This window comes from Brevundimonas sp. 1080 (assembly GCF_040545985.1).
Taxonomy (GTDB): Bacteria; Pseudomonadota; Alphaproteobacteria; order Caulobacterales; family Caulobacteraceae; genus Brevundimonas.
In genome coordinates this window covers 85,412-105,903 of sequence record NZ_JBEPMW010000004.1, presented here as the reverse complement: position 1 = coordinate 105,903, position 20,492 = coordinate 85,412, and the positions used below count along the sequence as shown (strand labels likewise).

General features: G+C 67.1%; 25 protein-coding genes. 7 read left to right on the top strand and 18 right to left on the bottom strand.

Annotated features, from left to right (window positions below; translation table 11 throughout):
- Positions 1-84 precede the first annotated feature (84 nt).
- The 8 genes from ABIC32_RS14535 to ABIC32_RS14500 all read right to left on the bottom strand — a co-directional run bounded on the left by ABIC32_RS14535 (position 85) and on the right by ABIC32_RS14500 (position 4,579).
- Entirely contained in the window at positions 85-903 is an 819-nt protein-coding gene (locus tag ABIC32_RS14535; protein WP_055808061.1) for a flagellin, read from the bottom strand.
- A 218-nt stretch (positions 904-1,121) separates the two neighbouring features.
- On the bottom strand, positions 1,122-1,313 hold the full coding sequence (locus ABIC32_RS14530; RefSeq protein ID WP_284878309.1) for a hypothetical protein: 192 nt from the start codon (positions 1,311-1,313) through the stop codon (positions 1,122-1,124).
- Positions 1,264-1,743 carry a hypothetical protein gene (locus ABIC32_RS14525; protein WP_354074661.1) on the bottom strand — a complete coding sequence of 160 codons (480 nt, stop codon included), beginning with the start codon at positions 1,741-1,743 and terminating at the stop codon, positions 1,264-1,266. The genes ABIC32_RS14530 and ABIC32_RS14525 overlap by 50 nt, the downstream gene beginning before the upstream one ends.
- Positions 1,740-2,123, bottom strand: a complete 384-nt coding sequence (locus tag ABIC32_RS14520) for a M15 family metallopeptidase (protein ID WP_354074660.1) — start codon at positions 2,121-2,123, stop codon at positions 1,740-1,742. The genes ABIC32_RS14525 and ABIC32_RS14520 overlap by 4 nt, the downstream gene beginning before the upstream one ends.
- Positions 2,120-2,389, bottom strand: coding sequence for a hypothetical protein (locus ABIC32_RS14515; protein ID WP_255366342.1), 270 nt, complete (start codon positions 2,387-2,389; stop codon positions 2,120-2,122). Before ABIC32_RS14515 ends, ABIC32_RS14520 begins: the two co-directional genes overlap by 4 nt.
- Positions 2,386-2,541 (bottom strand): hypothetical protein, encoded by a 156-nt coding sequence (locus ABIC32_RS14510; RefSeq protein WP_176758241.1) that lies wholly within the window; start codon positions 2,539-2,541, stop codon positions 2,386-2,388. The genes ABIC32_RS14515 and ABIC32_RS14510 overlap by 4 nt, the downstream gene beginning before the upstream one ends.
- A complete protein-coding gene (locus tag ABIC32_RS14505; protein ID WP_354074659.1) occupies positions 2,538-3,974 on the bottom strand; it encodes a DUF2793 domain-containing protein in 1,437 nt (478 codons plus the stop codon). The genes ABIC32_RS14510 and ABIC32_RS14505 overlap by 4 nt, the downstream gene beginning before the upstream one ends.
- Before the next feature lie 143 nt (positions 3,975-4,117).
- The gene (locus ABIC32_RS14500) at positions 4,118-4,579 is read right to left on the bottom strand and encodes a DUF4112 domain-containing protein (protein ID WP_354074658.1); all 462 of its coding nucleotides are present in this window, start codon (positions 4,577-4,579) and stop codon (positions 4,118-4,120) included.
- A 68-nt stretch (positions 4,580-4,647) separates the two neighbouring features.
- Here ABIC32_RS14500 and ABIC32_RS14495 point away from each other — a divergent pair, with 68 nt between their 5' ends.
- The gene (locus ABIC32_RS14495; protein WP_354074657.1) at positions 4,648-5,604 is read left to right on the top strand and encodes an endonuclease/exonuclease/phosphatase family protein; all 957 of its coding nucleotides are present in this window, start codon (positions 4,648-4,650) and stop codon (positions 5,602-5,604) included.
- On the opposite strand, the gene ABIC32_RS14490 is transcribed toward ABIC32_RS14495, so the two are convergent.
- From ABIC32_RS14490 to ABIC32_RS14465, 6 genes are read right to left on the bottom strand one after another with little or no spacing between them, the layout of a single operon-like run.
- Positions 5,579-6,793, bottom strand: a complete 1,215-nt coding sequence (locus ABIC32_RS14490; protein WP_354074656.1) for a CCA tRNA nucleotidyltransferase — start codon at positions 6,791-6,793, stop codon at positions 5,579-5,581. The genes ABIC32_RS14495 and ABIC32_RS14490 overlap by 26 nt on opposite strands.
- Complete coding sequence (locus ABIC32_RS14485) at positions 6,790-7,452, bottom strand: CoA pyrophosphatase (RefSeq protein WP_354074655.1); 663 nt, start codon at positions 7,450-7,452, stop codon at positions 6,790-6,792. The genes ABIC32_RS14490 and ABIC32_RS14485 overlap by 4 nt, the downstream gene beginning before the upstream one ends.
- Positions 7,449-7,994 carry a DUF1285 domain-containing protein gene (locus ABIC32_RS14480; RefSeq protein WP_354074654.1) on the bottom strand — a complete coding sequence of 182 codons (546 nt, stop codon included), beginning with the start codon at positions 7,992-7,994 and terminating at the stop codon, positions 7,449-7,451. Before ABIC32_RS14480 ends, ABIC32_RS14485 begins: the two co-directional genes overlap by 4 nt.
- The gene (locus tag ABIC32_RS14475) at positions 7,987-8,526 is read right to left on the bottom strand and encodes a GNAT family N-acetyltransferase (protein WP_354074653.1); all 540 of its coding nucleotides are present in this window, start codon (positions 8,524-8,526) and stop codon (positions 7,987-7,989) included. The genes ABIC32_RS14480 and ABIC32_RS14475 overlap by 8 nt, the downstream gene beginning before the upstream one ends.
- Positions 8,527-8,586: 60 nt before the next feature.
- Positions 8,587-9,360: an enoyl-CoA hydratase gene (locus tag ABIC32_RS14470; RefSeq protein ID WP_354074652.1), complete on the bottom strand. Its 774-nt coding sequence runs from the start codon at positions 9,358-9,360 to the stop codon at positions 8,587-8,589.
- Positions 9,357-10,454, bottom strand: a complete 1,098-nt coding sequence (locus tag ABIC32_RS14465; protein WP_354074651.1) for an MBL fold metallo-hydrolase — start codon at positions 10,452-10,454, stop codon at positions 9,357-9,359. The genes ABIC32_RS14470 and ABIC32_RS14465 overlap by 4 nt, the downstream gene beginning before the upstream one ends.
- A gap of 126 nt (positions 10,455-10,580) precedes the next feature.
- On the opposite strand from ABIC32_RS14465, the gene ABIC32_RS14460 reads away from it, so the two are divergent.
- The 4 genes from ABIC32_RS14460 to ABIC32_RS14445 all read left to right on the top strand — a co-directional run bounded on the left by ABIC32_RS14460 (position 10,581) and on the right by ABIC32_RS14445 (position 13,924).
- Complete coding sequence (locus tag ABIC32_RS14460; RefSeq protein WP_354074650.1) at positions 10,581-11,522, top strand: hypothetical protein; 942 nt, start codon at positions 10,581-10,583, stop codon at positions 11,520-11,522.
- Between the two features lie 101 nt (positions 11,523-11,623).
- The gene (gene xth / locus ABIC32_RS14455; RefSeq protein WP_354074649.1) at positions 11,624-12,409 is read left to right on the top strand and encodes an exodeoxyribonuclease III; all 786 of its coding nucleotides are present in this window, start codon (positions 11,624-11,626) and stop codon (positions 12,407-12,409) included.
- A gap of 5 nt (positions 12,410-12,414) precedes the next feature.
- Entirely contained in the window at positions 12,415-12,930 is a 516-nt protein-coding gene (locus tag ABIC32_RS14450; RefSeq protein ID WP_055753176.1) for a hypothetical protein, read from the top strand.
- A gap of 88 nt (positions 12,931-13,018) precedes the next feature.
- On the top strand, positions 13,019-13,924 hold the full coding sequence (locus ABIC32_RS14445) for a cobalamin biosynthesis protein CbiG (RefSeq protein ID WP_354074648.1): 906 nt from the start codon (positions 13,019-13,021) through the stop codon (positions 13,922-13,924).
- A 9-nt stretch (positions 13,925-13,933) separates the two neighbouring features.
- Here the strand turns inward: ABIC32_RS14445 and recN are convergent, their stop codons facing one another.
- Together recN and ABIC32_RS14435 are read right to left on the bottom strand one after the other, a co-directional pair.
- Positions 13,934-15,631, bottom strand: coding sequence for a DNA repair protein RecN (gene recN, locus ABIC32_RS14440; RefSeq protein ID WP_313007757.1), 1,698 nt, complete (start codon positions 15,629-15,631; stop codon positions 13,934-13,936).
- Between the two features lie 76 nt (positions 15,632-15,707).
- Positions 15,708-16,562 (bottom strand): outer membrane protein assembly factor BamD, encoded by an 855-nt coding sequence (locus ABIC32_RS14435; protein ID WP_354074647.1) that lies wholly within the window; start codon positions 16,560-16,562, stop codon positions 15,708-15,710.
- A 190-nt stretch (positions 16,563-16,752) separates the two neighbouring features.
- On the opposite strand from ABIC32_RS14435, the gene ABIC32_RS14430 reads away from it, so the two are divergent.
- Together ABIC32_RS14430 and ABIC32_RS14425 are read left to right on the top strand one after the other, a co-directional pair.
- Positions 16,753-17,688: a ribose-phosphate pyrophosphokinase gene (locus ABIC32_RS14430; RefSeq protein ID WP_039245590.1), complete on the top strand. Its 936-nt coding sequence runs from the start codon at positions 16,753-16,755 to the stop codon at positions 17,686-17,688.
- A gap of 83 nt (positions 17,689-17,771) precedes the next feature.
- Positions 17,772-18,905: a hypothetical protein gene (locus ABIC32_RS14425; RefSeq protein WP_055753172.1), complete on the top strand. Its 1,134-nt coding sequence runs from the start codon at positions 17,772-17,774 to the stop codon at positions 18,903-18,905.
- 68 nt (positions 18,906-18,973) lie between these two features.
- On the opposite strand, the gene ABIC32_RS14420 is transcribed toward ABIC32_RS14425, so the two are convergent.
- Both ABIC32_RS14420 and aceA read right to left on the bottom strand, forming a co-directional pair.
- Positions 18,974-19,183, bottom strand: a complete 210-nt coding sequence (locus tag ABIC32_RS14420; protein ID WP_354074646.1) for a hypothetical protein — start codon at positions 19,181-19,183, stop codon at positions 18,974-18,976.
- 19 nt (positions 19,184-19,202) lie between these two features.
- Positions 19,203-20,483, bottom strand: a complete 1,281-nt coding sequence (gene aceA / locus ABIC32_RS14415; RefSeq protein ID WP_055753170.1) for an isocitrate lyase — start codon at positions 20,481-20,483, stop codon at positions 19,203-19,205.
- Between the last annotated feature and the right edge of the window lie 9 nt (positions 20,484-20,492).

Here is a 20,492-nt window from a genome sequence, read left to right as displayed (position 1 = left end):
TTTGCCGGGCGCACGTCGAGTTGGTCTGCGCCTGCGTGGGGTCACCACACGGCGAAAGGCGAAGCCTTCAGCCCAATGGCGGGCTTAGTTGCGGAAGAGGCTCAACAGGATCGAGCTGCCCTGGTTGGCGATCGACAGCGCCTGCACGCCCAGCTGTTGCTTGGTCTGCAGAGCGGTCAGCTTGGCGCTTTCCTTGGCCAGGTCTGCGTCCACCAGGTTGCCGATGCCGGCCTCGGTCGAGTCCTGCAGCTTGTTGACGAAGGTCAGTTGACGCCCGACCGACTTGGACTGGGTGCCGATCGTGGCCAAGTCAGCAGTGATCTCGGTGATTGCCGCATCGACGATGGCGGTCGTGGCACCGGCGCGGGCGGCGGTGCCGGCGGAGACGGCCGTGATCGGGGCGGCGGCCGCCTTGTCGGTCGTTCCGAAACCGATCTGATAGGTTCCGCCGCTGACGTTGGTGGTGATGTTGGTGGCGGTGGTGGTGTTCCACAGGTTGACGCCATCGAAGGTCGCGCCCTTCAGCGCCGCGTCGATTTCCTTACCCAAGGCGTTGAAATCGGCCAGATAAGACGTTTCGGCGGCCGAGCCGGCGACCGAGGACTGAATGCTGACGGCCAGCGACTTCATCTCTTCCAGTGCGGCGGTGATGGTGTCGCCGGCGGCCAGAGCCACATCGACGATCGACTGTCCGCGCTGGAGTGAATTCCGAACCGCATCCATGGCGCCCATGTTGGCGCGCTGGGTCGTCGCGATGGCGTAGATCGCGCCGTTGTCCTTGGCCGAGCCCACCTTCAGGCCCGTCGAGACACGGTTTTGCGTGCGCTCCAACATAGCGTTGGTCGCATTGAGGTTTTGCAGCGCGACAGCGGCGCCGTAGTTCGTATTGATGCTCGTAGCCATTTTGGCTTTCCTGTTCACTTCGTGTGATGTCCGACGCCATTTTAGCGTCAGGAGCGTTTTGCTCGGTCTTCAGGAGAGCAAGGGCGGGGCCAGTCCAAAATATGCCGCCAGCCAGACGCCGACGCTGATTTCATTGAACTTATCTCGACGTTTTGCGAAACGACCCGGCAAGCTTGCACACCAGGCGGCAGAAGTTGCCGAGTCGTTTTTGCAGGGCGTCAGTCGCGGCGTGGCACCTGCGCGTCGTGCATCGCGCGTTCGGCCAACAGGGTCTCGACCGCCAGCCGCCGCGCCCCGTCGCAAGCCACGATCTGGGCGCCACGCAGCAGATAGGCTGCGTCCAGATCGCCGGCCGTCGGTTCAGCCGGCAGGGTCGCCAGCGCGCACGGCCGTGTCGCCGCCTCCGGCAAGACCAGTCGCGCCGGCGCAACCGTCGAGATCGGGGGCGACGCGGCACAGTTCGCCGTCATGGTCGCGCAGGCGATCAGCGCGGCGGTTCTCCAAGGGTTGATCGGCATCGTCGGCGCTCCTGCTCTGGGCGACGGCGGCCGTGGTCGCCCGCTCCGCCGCCCCCGTCATGTGGTGATAGTGATCGACGCGCTGGGCCTGAGCCGCAGCGCCTTCGATTTCGATGCGTCGGGCGTCAGCCTGCGCCGCCGCCACGGCCGTCGCATCCCGCGCCTGAGTGCGCGCGGCCTCCAGACGCTTGTGCTGCAGGTTCAGCGGGTCCCAGCGGAAGCCAAGCCCGCCCAGCAGGACGACCCCCAGCGCCAACGCTGTCGCACCCACCACCAGCCAGCCGAGCGGCGTCACCGCCCGCAGTATCGATCCGGCGCTCATGGAAAAGCCTTTCGATCCAGCTCGAAATGCGGACCGTCCCGCAGCGTCTTCCAGTCGCCGCCCCAGATCAGAGGCGTCTTCAGGTCGAGCGCCGCCGCCTTGAACGCCTCGGCGATCCGGCCATACAGCGGCCAGTCCCATCGCACCTGCCCTTCGACCAGGGCGGCGACATCGACGGCATGGCCCGTCAGATGGCGCGAGCGCGTCGTGCGGCTGGCGCCCGCCTTGACCAGGGCGGCCTGACGTTCGGCCGAGCGCAGTCCCTCGGTGATTATGAAATCCACCGGCGTGCGCGCGATCGCCGCCTCGACCACCGCACTCAGGGCCGGATGCACGCCGACGAGCCGTGCCCGCGACCGGCTAGACAGACGAAAGCTCATGGTCGACCTCCGCTGATCCGCAGCCTTGCGGTGGCGATCAGGGTGATCAACTGCTGAGCGGTCGGCGCCACCAGATAGAGCACCAGGATCAGGGCCAGCAGGCCCATCAGCCCGTCCGTGATCCTGGGCAGCATCTCAGCCGGCGTCCGCCCGACCGTGCGCATCAACAGCACCCACAGTCCCGCACTGACGGCGAAGACATAGAGCCGACGGAACAGCCACCGCCCCTCCGCCAAGGGAATCGCCCCATGTCTGTGTCGGGTCATCGTTCGTCCTCCTCGTCATAGGTTTCGATGGCGCAGCGGCCGTCCCAGCCGGACTGGGCGCGCCATTCCCCGTCGCTGAGGCTGTCGGGCGCTTCCCACGCCTCGGCCTCCAGCACCTCGACCGGCTCAGCCGGATGTCCACGCCGGCTCATCCGACGACCGTGATCAGAACCGCGCCCAAAGCGCCCGAACCGCCTTGGCCGCCGAAGGTCAGACCCGCGCCGCCTCCCCCGCCCCCGGCCCCGAACAGCGCGCCTGAGCCGCCGGGGCCGCCCGCTGCGCTCGCTGATGCGTCGCCGCCCCCGCCGCCGCCGCCGACGATCGACAACAGCGGCTTGGGCGAAGCCTGCCCTGCAGCGCCCGCGAAGCCGCCGGCCGCGCAAAGGCCCGACCAGCCGCCCACGCCGCCCACGCCTCCGGCATAGGCGACACCGGCCGCGCTCAGACCGCCGCCTGCCCCGCCTCCGCCCGGCCCGTCCGCGCAGAGGGTTTCTGCGCCCGTCGCCGCCGTCGCGGTTGTCGAAGAGCTCCCGCCGGGATTGGCGAGCCGTTGGCCGATACCGCCTACTCCACCGACGCCAGGGCCGCCTGCGGTCCCGCCCGTCGCGCGCAACAGGACCGTGTCACCCGTCGCGACCTCGCTATCGCCGCCCGAAACGCCACTGATCCCGCCGGCGCCGACCTTGACCGACAGGACGCCCTCCAGATCGTCCGCCGACCATCGCGCGAGGCTCAGCCCGCCGGCGCCGCCTCCGCCACCGCCGAGGCGTGGGGCACCAGACGGACCCGTCAGCCCTTCGCCCCCGCCGCCGCCACCGCCCACGCAGGTCGCCTCGACCCAGCACGCCCAGGCCGGCAGGGCATAGTCGTCATCGCTGGTGAACAGCGTCGTCTCACGCCGGACCGCCCCCTGGTCAAAGGCGATACGCCCCGTCGCGCGATCCACGCGCCACACCGACCGCCATGTCCCAGCGTCATCGCAGGCCTTGAGGCCCAGATCGTCGTCGCCGATCAGGCCCAGCTCTGCGCGGGCGGCGTAGCCGCTCTGGAACAGCAGCGACAGGACATCGCCCGCCGTCGTCTTGTTCAGCGTCAGGCGCAGGTCGCCGTCGCCGCCTTCCGCCTCACCGCGCGCCGTGAACAGGGCGGCGTTGATCTTGGCCGCCAGGGGATTGGCTTCGTCGGCGGTCGTCCCGAGACCCAGCCGCGTTAGGCCCTGCACCTCGCCCAGTCGCTGCCCCAGCGTGATCCAGCCCTCATCGGCCCGCACCACCACGACGCCTTCATCCAGGACGCCGGCGATCATGCCGTGCGGCGTCGTCACGACGGTCCAGCCGCCGCGCTCGAACCGCATCAGGGCGCCGGCCGCCCGCCCGGCCCAGGCTGCGCCTTCGGCCTCTTCGGGGAGAATATAAAGATCGCCATCCGACGCATCGGCCGGCTGGATGACCGTCGTGCGACTGACCACCGCCGTCTGCAACAGGGCGTCCAGCCGGGTCAGGGCCGTATTAAGGGTCACATGCTTCTGCATCTGCCCCGCCGCCAGATAGGGCAGGTTAAGACGCGCGCTGAAATCGTCGCTCATTCTTCTCTCCGTTGTCGTGGAGATCAGTCTGGGCGCAGCCCTTCCTCAGGCCGGAAGACGGGCGGTCATTTGGCTCAGGTCCTTGATTTCAGGCAGATTCGTTGCGGAGAACACGATGGCTAGGCCGCCTCAGCCAGCGCACCTCAATCGTGCAGATAGATGATCCGCTTCAGCGTCTTGTCGTTCTGCACGCGGGCCTCGTGCATCTCGTGGTCGCCGGTGGCGCGCGCATTGGCCTCGGTGTCCTCGACCCAGTGGGTGCTTTCGATATGTTTTTGCAGCGCCCGCGCCGCCATCAGCTGTCCGGGAAAGAAGGTATCGACGATGTCGCCTGCGATCGGCACCGTCCCAGTGGCGGTGTCGATGGCCATATAGGCCCCCATGCGCGCCAGCGTCGCCGGCGTCGCCTTGGCCCGCACGGCCTGAAGCATCAGCCAGCCGCCCGTCCCGACCGTGTATGCCGTGCCGACGACCGGCACCCAGGTCAGCATGGCGTCCAGCCCCATACCGAACGGGCCGACGCCGATGACCCGGTCCGACAGTTTCTTGACGCCCTCGACATTGGACCAGATGTTTTCGATATCCCGGATCGACCGTCTGGCCATGTCGCCCTCCAAAGCGTCGCCTTAACGCTGGGCGAGGCTTCCTGTTCAATCCGAGAGATACGTCTTCGATGACCCTGATCAAGCTGGCGGCGAATGTGACGGCCAGCGCCCTGCTGCTGGGCTTGGCGGCTTTCGGCGCGGCGGCACTCAGCGGCATCGGCCATCGCTGGGTGGATATCCTGGCGCAGTTCACATCGCCGGTGTTGCTGGCGGCCGTCGGCGTGACCGTGGCGTGTCTGCTCTTTCGCCTATGGCCGGCCTCGATCGTCGGTGGGCTGACGTGCGTGGTGCTGGCCCTGTCGGTCTGGCCGCAATGGACGCCGACGAAGGGCGTGCCCGTGCCTGACCAGCCGATCGTCCGGGTCTATTCGGCCAATCTGTATGTGTTCAACACCGATGTCGCGGCGATGCGCCGCTCCATCGCGGCCGCCGACGCCGACATCCTGGTGCTGGTTGAGTTGGGGCAGGCCCCGGCGTCGCGGCTGGACCAGTTGCTGCCGGACTATCCCCACCGCGTCCTGATCGGCCAGGCGCGCGCCGGCGACCACGCGCGCTCGATCATCGCCTCGCGCTATCCGATCCTGCAACGCCTGCCCGAACGTCCCGACGGCCTCAGCGCCGTGGGCGCGACGGTTCAGACGCCCATCGGCCCGATCAATGTCTTCGGCGTCCACCTGACGCGGCCTTGGCCCTATCAATATCAGTGGAGTCAGATCAGCCAGGTCATGGCCCTGGCCGAGCGGATGAAGGCCGCGCCAGAGCATGCCACTATCGCCGCCGGAGATTTCAACAGCGTCTCCAGCGCTCGTATCGGCAAACAAATCCAGTCCGACCTGGGCCTGGTCCCCGCGCCCGGCTGGCCCAGCACCTGGCCCAGCCAGATTCCCGCCTTCGCTGGCATCACTATCGACCAGGTCTATCGCTCGCCAGACCTAGCCTTGATCACGCGCCGCCTGGGCGAGCCAACAGGATCCGACCACCGCCCCGTCGTCACCGAGTTCACCCGCGCTCAGCCGCCGCGATAAGGGTCTTCAGCCGCGCCTCATGCCCCTCGGCAGGGAAATCGTCAGCGACCCAACCGTCCTCGAACGCCTTCAACACCCGCCCAGTCTCCGGCCCCGGCTTCAAGCCCAGACGCGCGAGATCGCGCCCCCCGATCGGCATCTTGGCCGGCGTCCAGTCGGCGGCCAGCGCCCGCAGCCGCGTGCCATCGCCCCCGCCAGCCGCCTCGGCGCGCATCAGCCGATCCTCGAACGCCCTTCGTCCCAAACGATAGATCGCCGCCCGCGCCTCGGCGTCACTCATCGTCGGCGAAACGGCAGGCCCATCCGCGACCGCCGCCGCTAGCCGATCTCGGACCGCGTTCGACAATCTCAGACTACCCGCGATCTCCGTCACAACCGCCGCATTTGCTGGCAGCAAGGCCGACAGCCGCATCACCGGATCGTCGGTCAGATCACACATCGCCTCGAACAACGGCAACGGCTGCACTTGCGACAGCACCTGGGCCAGCACGCCGGTCTCGGCCATCGCCCGCACCGCCGCACGCGGGTCAGGCGCCGCCAGCAGTTTCAACACCTCCTTGGACACCCGCTCGGCCGACAGCTGCGCCATGCCGCCCTTCAGCGCCGCGCACGCCGCCAGCCCGACCGCGTCCGGCTCTCCCCGCCCGTACCAGGCGTAGAAGCGGAAGAAGCGCAAAATGCGTAAATAGTCCTCGCGGATGCGCGTCTCCGCCACGCCGACGAGAACGATGCGTCCTGCCGCTGCATCTTCTAACCCGCCGCCGGTCGGGTCGAACACCGTCCCGGCCGCATCGGCGTAAAGGGCGTTCAGACGAAAATCCCGCCGCGCCGCATCCTCTGCCCAGTCCTCGGTGAAGGCGACCACTGCGCGGCGTCCGTCCGTCTCCACATCGCGACGCAGGGTCGTGATCTCATAGGGACGCCGCTCCGACACGCCCGTCACCGTGCCGTGCTCGACGCCCGTCGGCACGGCTTTCAACCCCGCCGCCTTCAGCGCTTCGATGGTCTGTTCGGGCCGCAAGCGCGTGGCGATGTCGATGTCGTCGACGGGCTGGCCCAACAGACTGTTCCTCACGCAGCCGCCCACGAACCGCGCGCAGCCCGCACCGCCCGCCGCTTCCAGCGCCCGCATCACCGCCCGCGTCGCCTGGCTTTCCAGCCAGGGCTGTCCTGCCACGGAGGCGGTCATGCCGCGTCCTCGTCGGCCGCCGACTCTGGCGCAGCCTCGTCCCCGTACAGCCGCACGTGCAACGCCTTTAAAATCCCCGCCGTCACGCCCCAGATGTAGCGCTCGCCCCAGGGCATGGCCCAGAACCAGCGCCGCAGCCCCTCGTCCATGTCGTAGAAGTCGCGCCGATGGTTGGCGGCGTCCATCAGAAAGTCCCACGGCGTCTCGAACACCTCGGCGACCTCGTCCGGCGACGGCGTCGTGAGCGGCGCCTCGCGTAGCCAGCCGATCACCGGCGTGACCAGAAATCCGGTCCCCGTCTCATAGGCGTCCGAAAGGCCCAGCACCTCGACCGCCGACGGGTCCAGCGCCACCTCCTCGTCCGCTTCACGCAGCGCCGCCTGAACTGCGGTCTCACCCGGATCCAGACGTCCGCCCGGAAAGGCGATCTGTCCCGTGTGCCGCGCCAGGGTGTCCGCGCGCCGCGTCAGCAGCACGGTCGCCCCCTCGGGCCGCGCCACGATGGGGATCAGCACCGCCGCCGGCCGAAGCTCCTTGGCCGTCCGTTTCGCTTGCGGGTTCAGGTCGAAGTCGGAGCGCGCCGCGACCAGTTCAGGCCGCCACGTCTCGACCGGCGCCAGCCGATCGACCAGCCGGGCCTTCAAGGTCTCCAGGCTCACGTCACTGCGCCCAAGGAGAAAATCTGGCCGCCCGACCGAACGACCAGTCGTCCATCGACCTCTTGGGCCATCTCGACCATTTCATAGAAGACCGACCGCGCGATGCGCGCCCACAGATCGCGGCGTACATGGATGCGCGGCGCCGGCTCACCTGTCGTGGGATCGGTTTCGACGACGATGGGATCGGCTTCGCTTGCCGTAACCTCGTCACCGACATCGGTGGTGAAAATCAGGACGTCGCCTTCCCGCCGCATCGCGACAGCCCGGAATGGAAGATCCTCGACGGTGAACTTCAGCTTTTCGACCGGCGTGACCAGGTGATAGCCGTCCGGGTCTTTCCTTAGCACCGTCGAGAACAGCCGCACCAACTCCTTGCGGCCAATGGGCGAGCCTTCATGCATCCAGACGCCGTCCGCCCGGATGACGATGTCGATGTCGCCGCAATGCTCGGGATGCCACAGGTGGACCGGCGGCAACCCCTTGCCGGGCGCCTGTTTGGCCGCCTCGGCGACAGCGTTCAGTCCTGACCTGGGATTATCCATCCCCCTGACTTAGGCCCCGCGAACCGTGCGGGAAAGGGTCAGCCGATGCGACCGAACCCGAAACCTGATCCACCCCGGTCGCCAGCCACTGGACGCGGCGGCGATCCACAGGTCCAGGCAGCGTCGCCGCGGGCGCAGGGGCGAAACCGAACCGCTCGAAATAGGCCGCATCTCCAACCAGCAGCACGCCGCCGACGTCCAGCGTCCGTGCGTGATCCACGCACGCCTGAACCAGTTCGGCGCCCAGTCCGTCGCTCCGGCGGCCGGCGTCCACGGCGATCGGCCCCAAAAACAGGGCCGAGGTGTCTCCAACCACGACCGGCCACAGTCGCACCGAGCCCACCACGTCCCCATCGCGCTTCACGACAAAACCCGCGCTTGGCTGCGAGCCTTCGCGCAGACGCTCGGCCGTCTTGGCGAACCGACCCGGCCCGAAAGCGGCCATGACAAGCGCATCCACGCCTTCGGCGTCGGCCGGGGTCTCGGCTTCAATACGGCTTACGGCCGGAGGTATGGCAAGGGCGTGCGACATCGGCGCGCGCACCTAGAAGCAAAGCTGCGCCAAATCAAGGCAAGGCCTTATGACGTCCGCTTAACCCGCCTTCGAAAAGTCTGGCGCCCGCTTCTGCGTAAAGGCCATGAAGGCCTCCATCGCCTCGGGACTGCGCATCTGCGAGCCGAAGGCTTCGCCCTCGCGCTGCATCAGTCCCCACAGACCTTCTGCGTCACGCATCAGCCGCTTGGTCTTGCGGATCGAGTTAGGCGCGCGGGCCGCCACCTTGGCCGCCAGTTCCGCCGCCGTCGCCTCGACCTGATCGGCCGGGACCGCGCGATTGGCGATGCCCCAGGCCAGGGCCGTCCGGCCATCCAGCGGCTCGCCCAGCGCAAACAGTTCGAAGGCCCGCTGATGACCGATCACGGCCGGCAACAACAGGCTGGACGCCGCCTCGGGCGCCAACGCCAGATTGACGAAGGGCACGGACAGCAGCGCATCCTCGGCGACCACCACCAGATCGCAGTGCAACAGCATCGTCAGGCCGATCCCGACCGCCCGCCCCTTCACGGCGGCCACCGCCGGCTTGTCCAGGTCCGCCAGCGCCTTCATGAAACGAAACACAGGCATTTCGCCCGGCCCCGCCCCCTGCGAGCCCAGGGCGATGAAATCCTGAATGTCATTGCCGGCCGAGAAGCTGTCGCCCTCCGCGCGCAGCAGCAGCACCCGCACCGCATCGTCGGTCCGCGCCCGCTCCGTCGCCTCGGCCAAGGCCGAATACATGGCCTGGGTGATGGCGTTCTTCTTGTCGGCGCGGTCCAGAGTGACGGTCAGAACGCCGTCGGCCAGTTCGCTGCGGATGTGTTCGCTCACGTCGTTTCCTCGTCCTGTGCGACGGCGCTCCACCAGTCGACGCCGCTATCGTCGCGCGTCCGCTGGGCGCGGCCGCGTCGTTCCAGATAGTTCAGGTGCGCCTGGGCCTCGCCCGTGGCCATGCCCAGCACCCCGTCCCCGACCGCCCGACCGAAGACGGCGGGGAAGCCGTCGATCACCCTAGACGGTTGACGCAACGTCCGCTCAAGCCGTTTCAGCGCGACCTCATGCCCTCGCTTCAGGGCATCGAGCCGCGCATGAACGCCGTAGAAAGGCTCGCCATGGGCCGGCAGGACGAATGCGCCCTCCGGCAACAGCGCCCTCAGTCTGTCCAGCGAGTCCATCCAGTCGCCCAGCGGATCGGCTTCAGGCTCCGTCGGCCAGACCGAAACATTGGAGGAAATGCGCGGCAGGATCTGATCCCCGGCGATGAAGACGTCGTCCGACCTCCGCCACAGGCAAACGTGCTCGGGACTATGGCCCGACCCGACCACCACGCTCCAGTCGTCGCCGTCGATCTGAACGACATCGCCGTCGGACAGTCGGAGATAGCTGCGCGGCATCGTCGCCACGCCCTTGCCAAAACCGCCGTAGTCGGCCCGCCAGCGCGCGATCTGCTCATCGTTCCAACCTGCCGCACGATAGTAGCGTTCGCCGTCCGCCGGCGCATCGCCCGCCGCCTCGGCCATCAGCATCCGCGCGGTCACATACTCCAGTCGCGACATCAGCAGCGGCGCGCCCGACCGCTCGCAAAGCCAGCCCGCCAGTCCGATGTGATCGGGATGCATATGGGTGCAGATCAGCCGCGTCACCGGATCGCCGCCCAACGCGCCATCCAGCGCCGCCTCCCACGCCGCGACGGTCGCCGATGTCTTCAAACCCGTATCGACGACGACCCACCCGTCGCCGTCGCCGTCGCCGTCCCGGATCGCATAAACATTCACATGATCCAACTGGAACGGCAGGGCGAACCGCAGCCACAGCACGCCGCGCGCGACCTCGATCGCCTCGCCCGCGCGGGGCACGGCGTCGAACGGATAGGTCAGCCCCCGCCCATCCTTCGCGGCAGTCGTCGGCGCCGTTCCATCAGCCAAGTCAGTCTCCAATCGAAACGCGCAGATACTTAGCCCGTGTCCCTCGCCGCCGTCCACACCCGCCTTGACCCCGCCCAAATACACCGCCACGAAGCAGCCATGCATTCAGAAACCCAAGGTGTTTCCATGAAGTCCCACCTCGCCGCCGCCTTTGCGGCGCTTGTGTTCAGCGCCTTCGCCGTCGCCCCAGCCATGGCCCAAGAGCGCCAGCAACCTCGCAATAACGACATCGAGCCCGCCGTAACACAGGGCACATCGAGAGCCGCCGCTGGCCGCCAGCGCCGCGAACGCACGCCAGCAGCGCCGAGCGCTGAACAAGTTCAAGCTGCTGCCCAGCAACAAGCCACCCTCGCCAATACCAATTGCCAAGTTAGTGAAGCCAAGTTGCTGGGGCAGACCGAAGCCAAGACCTCTGTTTATGAAGTGGCGTGCGCCGTTGGTCCAGGCTTCATCATCGAATCGAAGACACCGCCTTCAGCAATCAACTGCGTGTTGCTGGCCCACACTGCCGAGACATTGCGCGCGCGTGATCCGGCCGCCGATCCTGGTCCGCAGTGCACCATTGCCGCAAACACAGACACTCAGAAATTTTTGCGACAATACGCTGTTCAAGCTGGCGTCGCCTGCACCGTCGATCAAGTAAAAGTTTTGGGACAGTCGAACGACGGTGGCATTCTGTATGAAGCGGGCTGCTCGGATGCAGCAGGTTTCTGGTTCAAGCAACTGAACAACGCTTGGACTAAAACCCCCTGCATTCAAGTTCTGGCCGAAAATGGAACCTGCACTTTCACCACTCCAGCCGAGAACGCCGGCTACGTGAAGACTCTGCTGGCCGGCTCGGAAGCTGCATCCTGCGACGTGACGGAAGCCCGACTGATGGGCCGTAACGCCAATGGCGTCTTCTATGAAGCCAAATGCAACGGCGCTGATGGCGTCATTGCTCGCTTGAACGCGGAAAATGTCGTTCAGCAGATCTATCCTTGCGCCACCGCCCAGCAGATCGGCGGCGGCTGCAAGTTGACGACGGCTCCGGCCGCTGCTGCGGCGCCCGCCGGCGGCCGCCTCTAAGCCAGTCAAAAGACTGATCGCAGGGCCGTCGGAGCGATCCGGCGGCCCTTTTCTTTTGCGCCCTCTTTTCCAAAACCGAGACGCAGCCTAGCGTCGCCGTCATGCGCATCGCCACCTGGAACGTGAACTCCGTCAACGCCCGCCTGCCCACCGTGCTGGCGTGGCTGGAGCAGGCCGCCCCCGACGTCGCCTGTTTCCAGGAGATCAAATGCGTGGACGAGAAGTTCCCGCGCGAGGCTTTCGAGAGCCTGGGCTACAATGTCGAGACCCACGGGCAGAAGAGCTACAACGGCGTCGCCCTGTTGTCGAAGTATCCGCTATCCGACATCCGGCGCGGCCTGCCCGGCGACGAGACCGACGAACAGGCGCGCTACATCGAGGCCCTGGTCGAGGCGCCCAGGCCCATTCGTGTCGGCGCCCTCTATCTGCCGAACGGCAACCCGATCGGGACCGAGAAGTTCGATTACAAGCTGGCCTGGTTCGATCGGTTAAACCGCCATGCCCAGGATCTGCTGGCGTTCGAGGAGCCGCTGGCCCTGTGCGGCGACTACAACGTCATCCCCGAGGCCGAGGACGCCAAGAACCCGGCCGCCTGGACCGACGACGCCCTGTTCCAGCCTCAGAGCCGTCAGGCTTTCCGCGCTCTGAAGAATCTGGGCCTGGCCGACGCGCATGAGATCGCCGGCGAACCCGCTGGCGCCTACACCTTCTGGGACTATCAGGCCGGCGCCTGGCAGCGTGACCATGGCATCCGAATCGACTTCGCCCTGCTGTCGCCCCAGGCCGCCGACCGGTTTCGGGGGATTGAGACCCACCGCGACGCCCGCGACATGGAAAAACCCAGCGACCACGTTCCCGTGGTGATCGACATTGATCTAGAGGCCTGACGACCATGGCCGACGTCTTGCGGGTGGTGCTGCTGATCGCCCTCGCGGCGGCCCTGCTGACGACCCTGGCCCTGGCGCTGTCGTGGTGGATGGAGCCGCCGCGCCGCCTGCACCGCGCCATGCTCAAGACCCTGGGCGCCGCGCCAGAGGTCGAGGCCTTGTCGCCGGGCGAAGGTCGCGCCTGCGCCCTGAACTTCGACGTCGAACAGGTCGTCGTGCTTTGGGCCAACGGCGCCCATGGCTTGGTCTACGCCTTCGATGAGGTCGAGGGGGGAGAGATCATCGTGGACGGCCACGTCGTCGCCCGCATCCGCCGGGGCGAGGCGCGCAAGTCGCTGGACGTGCTGGCCCCCGACGCCGAACAGGTCGTGCTGCGCCTGATGTTCGCCGACGCCCGCCACCCGGAGTTCGAGCTGGCCCTGTGGGACGCCGCCCTGCCCGTTCAGACGGGGTCGCCCGGCGAGGCGCTTCGTCTCGGCCGCCGCTGGTTGTCGCATCTGGAAGCCCTGCTGAAGGGCTGAGACGCCGCATGGGCCTTTCAGTCGCCGCGATGCGGCGTTAGAAGCCCGGCTCACTCCTATCCGACACGCCTTTATCAGGGAGGCCGCCTTGGCCCGCCTTTTCGACGCCTATATCGTCGCCGACTGGACAGCCGCCGAAACCAAGAAGCTCGGCGACACCTCGCTGTGGATCGGCGTGGCCAAGCGCGACGTGCGTTTCCGCCTTTATACCGAGACGCACAATGTCGCGACCCGTGCCGAAGGCGAAGCCCTGCTGGCCTCGATCCTGGCGGACCACAGAAAGCGCGGCGACCGGGTGTTGGTCGGGCTGGACTTCAACTTCGGTTATCCCGTCGGCACAGCCGCGCGGCTGAAGTTGGACGGAACCCCGTGGCAAGCCATGTGGAAATTCATCGCCTCGAACGTCGTGGATAAGGCCGACAACACCAACAACCGCTATCAGGTTGCGGCCAAGATGAACCGGCTGATGACCGACGAGGCCTGGCCTCTGTGGGGCGCGCCGGCCAAACAGGCCCAGCGCTGGTTGACCACGACCAAGCCCCCGGCAGGCTCCGGCGCCGACATCCCCGAGTTCCGCGCCACAGAAAACGCAGCCCGCAAGGGCCGGCTTCAGCCTAAGAGCGTGTGGCAGATGCACGGCGCGGGCGCAGTCGGCGGCCAGACCCTGGTCGGCATCCCCGCTGTGCGTCGGCTGCTGGAAAGCCTCGGCCCGTCAGGCGCCGTCTGGCCCTTCGGCACCGGCTGGCGCGCGCTGACGCCTGATGACGTGGAACCCTTGTCGGCCCTGGTTGTCGAGGTCTGGCCGTCGATGCACGAGACCAAGCTTCAACCCGGTGAGTTTAAGGATCAGGCCCGGGTCCGCTCCACGGCTGAAGCGCTCGCTCAGATGGACGAGGCCGGCGACCTCGCCAAGGCGTTCGCCCCGCCCAAGGACGCCCCGCCCGAGCTGATCGCCCAGGTCGAACAGGAAGAAGGCTGGATCCTGGGCGTCTAAAAAGTTCAGTCAGCCGATCAAGGCCCGCGCCGCTGCGCGTGCTTCGTCGGTGATCTCGGCGCCGGACAGCATTCGGGCGATTTCCTCCTGACGGCGCTGGTCATCCAGGGCGACGACGGTGGTGGTGGTCAGGCCGTCGCGGTCGGCCTTCATCACCTTCCAGTGGGCATGGCCGCGCGCGGCGACTTGCGGACTGTGGGTCACGACCAGGACCTGGGCGCCGTTCGACAGGCGTTTCAGGCGTGAACCGACGGCTTCGGCCACCGCGCCGCCGACGCCTTGATCGACTTCGTCGAAGATCATCACGGGCTGACGCATGTCCTCACGGCTTGCTAGGGCGGCCTTCATCGCCAGGGCGAAACGCGCCAGTTCGCCGCCCGAGGCGATGGCGTCCAGCGGGCCGAAGTCGGTTCCGGCGTTGGTGGCGATCTGGAAGCGCACCGTCTCGACGCCGTCCGGCCCGCGTCGGCCCTCGATCGGCTCCAGCGCGACTCGGAACCGCGCGCGCTCCAGCTTCAGCGGGCCCAACTCGCCCATGACGGCGGCGGTCAGCCGCTCGGCGGCGGCTTCCCGCGCCGAAGTCAGGAAGGTGGCCGCCAGATCATAGGCTTCCGCCGCCTCGGCCGCCTCGCGCCCGGCGTTGGTAAGCGCCTCCTCGCCATCCTCGATCAGCCGAAGCTGCTCGCGCAGGCGAATGCGCAGGGTCGGCAGGGCATCGACAGTGGTGTGCAGCTTGCGGGCGGCGGCGCGCAAGGCGAACAGACGCTCCTCGGCCTTGTCCAGACGGCCGGGCTCATAGTCGAAGGCGTCGGCGGCGGCGTCCACGGCGGCGAGGGCTTCCGCCGCCTCGACCATGGTGCGGTCGATCGCTTCCACGGCGGCCGACAGTTTGACGATGACCGGATGATCGCCCTCGGCGCCCGCTTGCCCTGCCCTCTGGCGCGCATGTTCGACGGCCCTCAACGCCGCGCCCAGCTTCTGGCTCAGCTTGTCGCCGCCAAGCTGAGTGCGCGCGTCGCCCAGATCGGCGATGGCCTTTTCGGCGGCGCCCAGCAGGGCGCGTTCGCCTGCCAGTTCCGTCTCTTCGTCGGCGCGAGGATCCAGCGCATCCAGTTCGGAGAGGTTCAGGCTGATCTCTTCGCGCCGCGCATCGGCGTCCGCCGCCTGCGCCTTCAGCTCGGCCAATTTCGCCTCGGCGGCCTTGAGCTTGGCGGAGGCCGAGGCGACCGCCGACAACTGAGGCTGCAGCCCGCCGTAGGCGTCCAGCGACGCGCGGTGGGTGCGCCAATCCAGCAGTCCCACCGTCTCATGTTGTCCGTGCACCTCGACCAGGGCCGCGCCGATTTCGCGCACAGCCGTCACACCGGCCGGCTGATCATTCACATAGGCCCGACTGCGACCGTCGGCGCCCAGCACCCGTCGCAGGATCAAATCTTCCCCCGGCTGCACGTCGAACCCCTTGTCGGCGATCAGGGCCAGCAGATCGGGATCGTCGGGAGCCGAAAACACGGCGGTGGCCACGGCCTGTTTGGCGCCATTGCGCACCAGGCCTGCATCGCCGCGCCCGCCGAGCGCCAGGCCGAGCGCGTCCAGAATGATCGACTTGCCGGCTCCGGTTTCGCCGGTCAGCACGGTCAGGCCATTCTCGACCTCGAGATCGAGCACGTCCACCAGGACGACGTCACGAATGGAAAGGGCGGTCAGCATCGCGTCAGGCGCCGGCGGAACGAATCATGACCGACAGAATCCCGATCCCCGCCGGATTGCACAAGCCGTCGCGTGATCAGCCCGGAATGATCCGCTGCAGCCAGCTTTCGCGCTTGCCCTCGGGCGCCTTGTCCGGCGTCTGACCATTTTCGGTCAGCAGCGCATAGGCTTCGGCGTACCAGGGGCTGCCCGGATAGTTGTAGCTCAGCACTGCGCCGTTGCGCGTCGCCTCTTCCTTCAGACCCAGCTGAAGGTTGACCTCGACCAAGCGATACAGGGCTTCGGGCGTATGCGAGGTCCGCTGGAAGTCCGGGTTGGCGATCACGGCCTTGTAGCGGTTCAGGGCCGCCAGCGGCTGGTTGGCGCGCTGATAGTAACGGCCGATGTTCATTTCCTTGCCGGCCAGCTGGTCGTTGACCATGTCGATCTTGACGGCGGCGTCCGAGGCATAGGGCGTGCCCGGATAGCGGCGCGAGACATCCTTCAGACCGGCCAGGGCGGCGGTGGCGTAACCCTGATCGCGCCCCACGTCGGTGATCTGCTCGAAATTGCAGACCGCCTTCATGTAGAAGGCGTAGGACGCCGACGGATTGCCGGGGAACAGTTGGATGAACCGGTCGGCCGCCGCGATGGCGTCAGCGTAAGCGTTGTTCTGATAGTAGGCGTAGATCTGCATCAAGATCGAACGACGCGCCCAGTCCGAATACGGATGCTGGCGTTCGACTTCCTGGAAATAGTCCACGGCGTCGGACCAGCGGCGCTGCTGCAGCCGATCATAGCCGGTGTTGTAGAGCGCCTCGACCGGACGTTCCTCATAGGCCAGCTTGGGGCGGTTCTTGCCCGCGCAGCCTGAAATCGTCACTGCGGCGAGCGCCGCGGCCATCAGCACCATGCCGGAACGGAACTTAGAAGCGGACAAGGACGACCCCATGACGTGTGAAGGACGGCCCTGAAGCCGTTCCCCGGAAACCAACGCGGCGACCTCTAGCACCCGCAACCGAGCCGCGCCATGCCGAGGAAAACTCAGCATACGACTTGCCCTGCCCGGCTCCACTGGTAAAGAGCGCGCCAACCGACCGCCGTTCATGGGGGGCGGATGACGGCGAAAGGATGACCGGCCGATGAAGCTGCTCTCAGGCAACTCCAACCGCGCACTGTCCCAGGCGATCGCCGACCACCTGGATGCGCCCCTGACCAAGGCCCAGGTCAAGCGGTTCGCCGACAACGAGGTCTTCGCCATCATCGAGGAAAACGTCCGCGGCGAGGACGTCTTCATCCTGCAGTCGACCTCCTATCCGGCCAACGACAACCTGATGGAGCTGCTGATCATAACCGACGCTCTGGTGCGGGCATCGGCGAAGCGGATCACGGCCGTCATCCCCTATTTCGGCTATGCGCGTCAGGATCGTAAGACCGGCGGCCGCACGCCGATTTCGGCCAAGCTGGTCGCCAATCTGATTACCCGCGCCGGCGCCGACCGCGTCCTGACGATGGATCTGCACGCCGGTCAGATCCAGGGGTTCTTCGACATTCCGACCGACAATCTGGTCGCGACCCCCGTGTTGGCGCAGGACATCAAGGAAAACTACGCCCGCGGCGACGACCTGATGATCGTCTCGCCCGACGTCGGCGGCGTGGTGCGCGCGCGTTCGCTGGCCAGCCGCCTGGACGCCGATCTCGCCATCGTCGACAAGCGCCGGCCCAAGGCGGGCGAGAGCGAGGTCATGAACATCATCGGCGACGTGCAGGGCCGCCGCTGCATCCTGTTCGACGACATCGTCGATTCGGGCGGCACCTTGGTCAACGCCGCCAAGGCCCTGATCGACCAAGGTGCGACCGAGGTTTCGGCCTACATCAGCCACGGCGTCCTGTCCGGCCCCGCCGTCCAGCGCATTACCGACGGTCCGCTGAAGGAGCTGGTGATCACCAACTCCATCGAGCAACCCCACGAAGTTTTGAACTGCCCGAAAATCCGAGCCGTTTCCGTGGCTCCGCTGGTCGGAGAGGCTATCCGACGGATCGCGAACGAAGAATCGGTATCGAAACTGTTCGATTAACCTTCGGCTAACCATAAGGCCCGCCTTATAAGCGCCAACAGTATTGGCGCTTTTTGCGCGCGTATTCGCCTGAGGAAGTCTCCATGAAAACGGCCCTACTGAGCCGCGGTCTGTCGGCCGCCGCCCTCGCCGCCGCTGTCCTGCTCGCCAGTTGCGAGAGCGGACCCTCAAAGGCCGAGCTGGAAGCCCAGCGTCTGGCGGCCGAACTGGCCGCCCGCAAGCCGCCCCCCGTGTCCCTGAATCAGGGCGTGGCGGACGCCGCCGCGATCTACGTCGCCTTCCTGCGTGAAGCCCAGACGATCCAGCCGGGCGGCTTCCCCGATGCGGAATCGATTCAGGCCGCCCTGCGCAAGGGGTCGGCCTATGACGCCGACCAGCTGTCGCGCGGCCTGATCGCTTACGGCGCCATCATCGCCCTGCAGTCGCCCGAGTTCGTCGCCGGCGTGCAGCAGTATGCGATCGATCCGGCGCAGCGTCAGCGCATGGTCGCCCAGATCGTCGCCGATCCGGCCTACGCCGCCACCCTGCCCGGCGCCGATGCGGCCGCCGGCCTGATCTCGGCGACCGTCGGCAAGGACGCCATCGCCATGCGCGCCATCGCCGAGGCGATCGAGCAGGACGCGTACACCATCCAGGGCCGCAGCGATCCCCGCCGCCGCTGGGCCATCACGCCGATTCCGAACCGCGAAGTGCGGCTGGAAAGCGCAAAGACCCTGTCGGCCGTGAAGATGCTGCCGTCGCCAGAGGAATCGAGCCGCCTGTTCGCCGCCGCCAACAGCGGCACGGGTCTGGGACTGGAGCCTTCGCGCAAGGGCCCGCCCTACACCCCCGCCGTCGTCCGCTCTCTGGCCATCGCGGCTCTGGGCGCGCTCGGCGCCGGCGGCGACGAGGCCCGGGTCAATACCGAGGCCCTGACGCACGAGCCGAACAGCGAGTTCTGCATGGATATGTCCAAGCTGATGCTGTTCCAGTGCCTGGCCGCCTCGCGCCCCAGCTACGAGGACATCTTCTGCCTGGGCCGTCACATCACCCGCGACCTGGCGACCTGCACCACCGAGGCGACGCAGATCACCACCATCGTCGTCGGCGATCCTCAGGAAACCGGCGCCGCGCCAGCGCGCACGCCCATCTCGGTCACCGTCCCGCAAGCGACGCCTGTTCCGACCCCGGCGGTTGCGACCACCCAATCGCTGAACACCGGCCCGACGACGCGCTAAGCGACACTTCGAACAGAGCAAGGCCCGCTCCGAGCGATCGGAGCGGGCCTTTTTCTTGGGCCATCGGCCTATTCGTAACCGTGCGCCGCTTCGTTGATGACTTGTGACGGCATGGACGAGAAGTCCACGGCGACGGGCGTCGCGGTCTTGGATTGATAGGTCCTCAGCACGTGAGTCAGACGACGACGCACCTCACGTTCGGCCTCCGTGCCGAAGTCGAGCGCCAGGGGCGCCAGGCAGAAGTCGATGATGGCTTCGGTTCGGGTCAGCGGTTCCATTTGCGGGTTCCTTTCCGGGTTAAGCCGCGTGGGTGAACTGGGCGGTCTCGGTCGAGTCCTTCAGCGCCGTCGTCGAGGACGTGCCGTTGGAGATGACCGTAGCGACCTGGTCGAAATAGCCGGTGCCGACTTCGCGCTGGTGACGCGTGGCGGTGTAGCCGATGGCCTCGTTGGCGAACTCGCGCTGTTGCAGCTCGGAATAGGCCGCCATGCCGCGATCGCGATAACCGTCCGCCAGCTCGAACATCGAGTTGTTCAGGCTGTGGAAACCGGCCAGGGTCACGAACTGGAACTTGTAGCCCATGGCGCCCAGCTCGCGCTGGAACTTGGCGATGGTGGCGTCGTCGAGCTTGGCCTTCCAGTTGAAGGACGGCGAGCAGTTGTAGGCCATCAGCTTGCCCGGATGCTTCTTCTGCACGGCTTCCGCGAACTTCTTGGCGTCGTCTAGATCCGGATGCGATGTCTCCCACCACAGCAGGTCGGCGATATTGGCGTAGGACAGGCCGCGCGCGATGCAGTGATCCAGACCCGTGCCCTCCTTCAGGCGGAAGAAGCCTTCAGGCGTGCGGTTGTCGCGATCGATAAAGGGCTGGTCCCGCTCGTCGATGTCCGAGGTGATCAGTTGCGCGCTTTCGGCGTCCGTGCGCGCGACCGTGATGGTCGGCGTGCCCATGACGTCGGCGGCCAGACGCGCGGCGACCAGATTGCGCTCATGCGCCTGGGTCGGGATCAGAACCTTGCCGCCCAGGTGGCCGCACTTCTTTTCCGAGGCCAGCTGGTCCTCGAAGTGAACGCCGGCCGCGCCCGCCTCGATGAAGGCCTTCATGATCTCGAAGCTGTTCAGCGGCCCGCCGAAACCGGCTTCCGCGTCGGCGACGATGGGAACGAACCAGTCACGCTTGGCGCCGCCCTCGGCATGCTCGATCTGATCGGCGCGTTGCAGGGTGCGGTTGATGCGGCGGCACAGTTCCGGCGCGGCGTTGGCCGGGTACAGCGACTGATCGGGGTACATGGCGCCGGCCGTATTTGCGTCCGCCGCGACCTGCCAGCCTGACAGATAGATGGCCTTCAGGCCCGCGCGGACCATCTGCATGGCCTGGTTTCCGGTGACGGCGCCCAGCGCATTGATAAAGGGCTCGTCGTGCAGCAATTGCCACAGGCGGTTGGCGCCTCGCTCGGCCAGCGTATGGGTGATCGGCACCGAGCCGCGCAGGCGCAGGACGTCTTCTGGGGTGTAGGGACGCTCGATGCCGTCGAAACGGCCGGCGGGCGAAGGCACCAGATCGGCGAAGGTGGTCATGGTCAAACT

Coding starts and splice junctions, on each gene's coding strand:
- xth (WP_354074649.1), top strand. CDS start 11,624: ATGCGCATCGCCACCTGGAACGTGAACTCCGTCAACGCCCGCCTGCCC.
- ABIC32_RS14430 (WP_039245590.1), top strand. CDS start 16,753: ATGAAGCTGCTCTCAGGCAACTCCAACCGCGCACTGTCCCAGGCGATC.
- ABIC32_RS14460 (WP_354074650.1), top strand. CDS start 10,581: ATGAAGTCCCACCTCGCCGCCGCCTTTGCGGCGCTTGTGTTCAGCGCC.
- ABIC32_RS14480 (WP_354074654.1), bottom strand. CDS start 7,994: ATGGATAATCCCAGGTCAGGACTGAACGCTGTCGCCGAGGCGGCCAAA.
- ABIC32_RS14420 (WP_354074646.1), bottom strand. CDS start 19,183: ATGGAACCGCTGACCCGAACCGAAGCCATCATCGACTTCTGCCTGGCG.
- recN (WP_313007757.1), bottom strand. CDS start 15,631: ATGCTGACCGCCCTTTCCATTCGTGACGTCGTCCTGGTGGACGTGCTC.
- aceA (WP_055753170.1), bottom strand. CDS start 20,483: ATGACCACCTTCGCCGATCTGGTGCCTTCGCCCGCCGGCCGTTTCGAC.
- ABIC32_RS14520 (WP_354074660.1), bottom strand. CDS start 2,123: ATGAGCTTTCGTCTGTCTAGCCGGTCGCGGGCACGGCTCGTCGGCGTG.
- ABIC32_RS14510 (WP_176758241.1), bottom strand. CDS start 2,541: ATGAGCCGGCGTGGACATCCGGCTGAGCCGGTCGAGGTGCTGGAGGCC.
- ABIC32_RS14435 (WP_354074647.1), bottom strand. CDS start 16,562: ATGGGGTCGTCCTTGTCCGCTTCTAAGTTCCGTTCCGGCATGGTGCTG.
- ABIC32_RS14500 (WP_354074658.1), bottom strand. CDS start 4,579: ATGGCCAGACGGTCGATCCGGGATATCGAAAACATCTGGTCCAATGTC.
- ABIC32_RS14495 (WP_354074657.1), top strand. CDS start 4,648: ATGACCCTGATCAAGCTGGCGGCGAATGTGACGGCCAGCGCCCTGCTG.
- ABIC32_RS14475 (WP_354074653.1), bottom strand. CDS start 8,526: ATGTCGCACGCCCTTGCCATACCTCCGGCCGTAAGCCGTATTGAAGCC.
- ABIC32_RS14490 (WP_354074656.1), bottom strand. CDS start 6,793: ATGACCGCCTCCGTGGCAGGACAGCCCTGGCTGGAAAGCCAGGCGACG.
- ABIC32_RS14450 (WP_055753176.1), top strand. CDS start 12,415: ATGGCCGACGTCTTGCGGGTGGTGCTGCTGATCGCCCTCGCGGCGGCC.
- ABIC32_RS14535 (WP_055808061.1), bottom strand. CDS start 903: ATGGCTACGAGCATCAATACGAACTACGGCGCCGCTGTCGCGCTGCAA.
- ABIC32_RS14525 (WP_354074661.1), bottom strand. CDS start 1,743: ATGAGCGCCGGATCGATACTGCGGGCGGTGACGCCGCTCGGCTGGCTG.
- ABIC32_RS14425 (WP_055753172.1), top strand. CDS start 17,772: ATGAAAACGGCCCTACTGAGCCGCGGTCTGTCGGCCGCCGCCCTCGCC.
- ABIC32_RS14515 (WP_255366342.1), bottom strand. CDS start 2,389: ATGACCCGACACAGACATGGGGCGATTCCCTTGGCGGAGGGGCGGTGG.
- ABIC32_RS14505 (WP_354074659.1), bottom strand. CDS start 3,974: ATGAGCGACGATTTCAGCGCGCGTCTTAACCTGCCCTATCTGGCGGCG.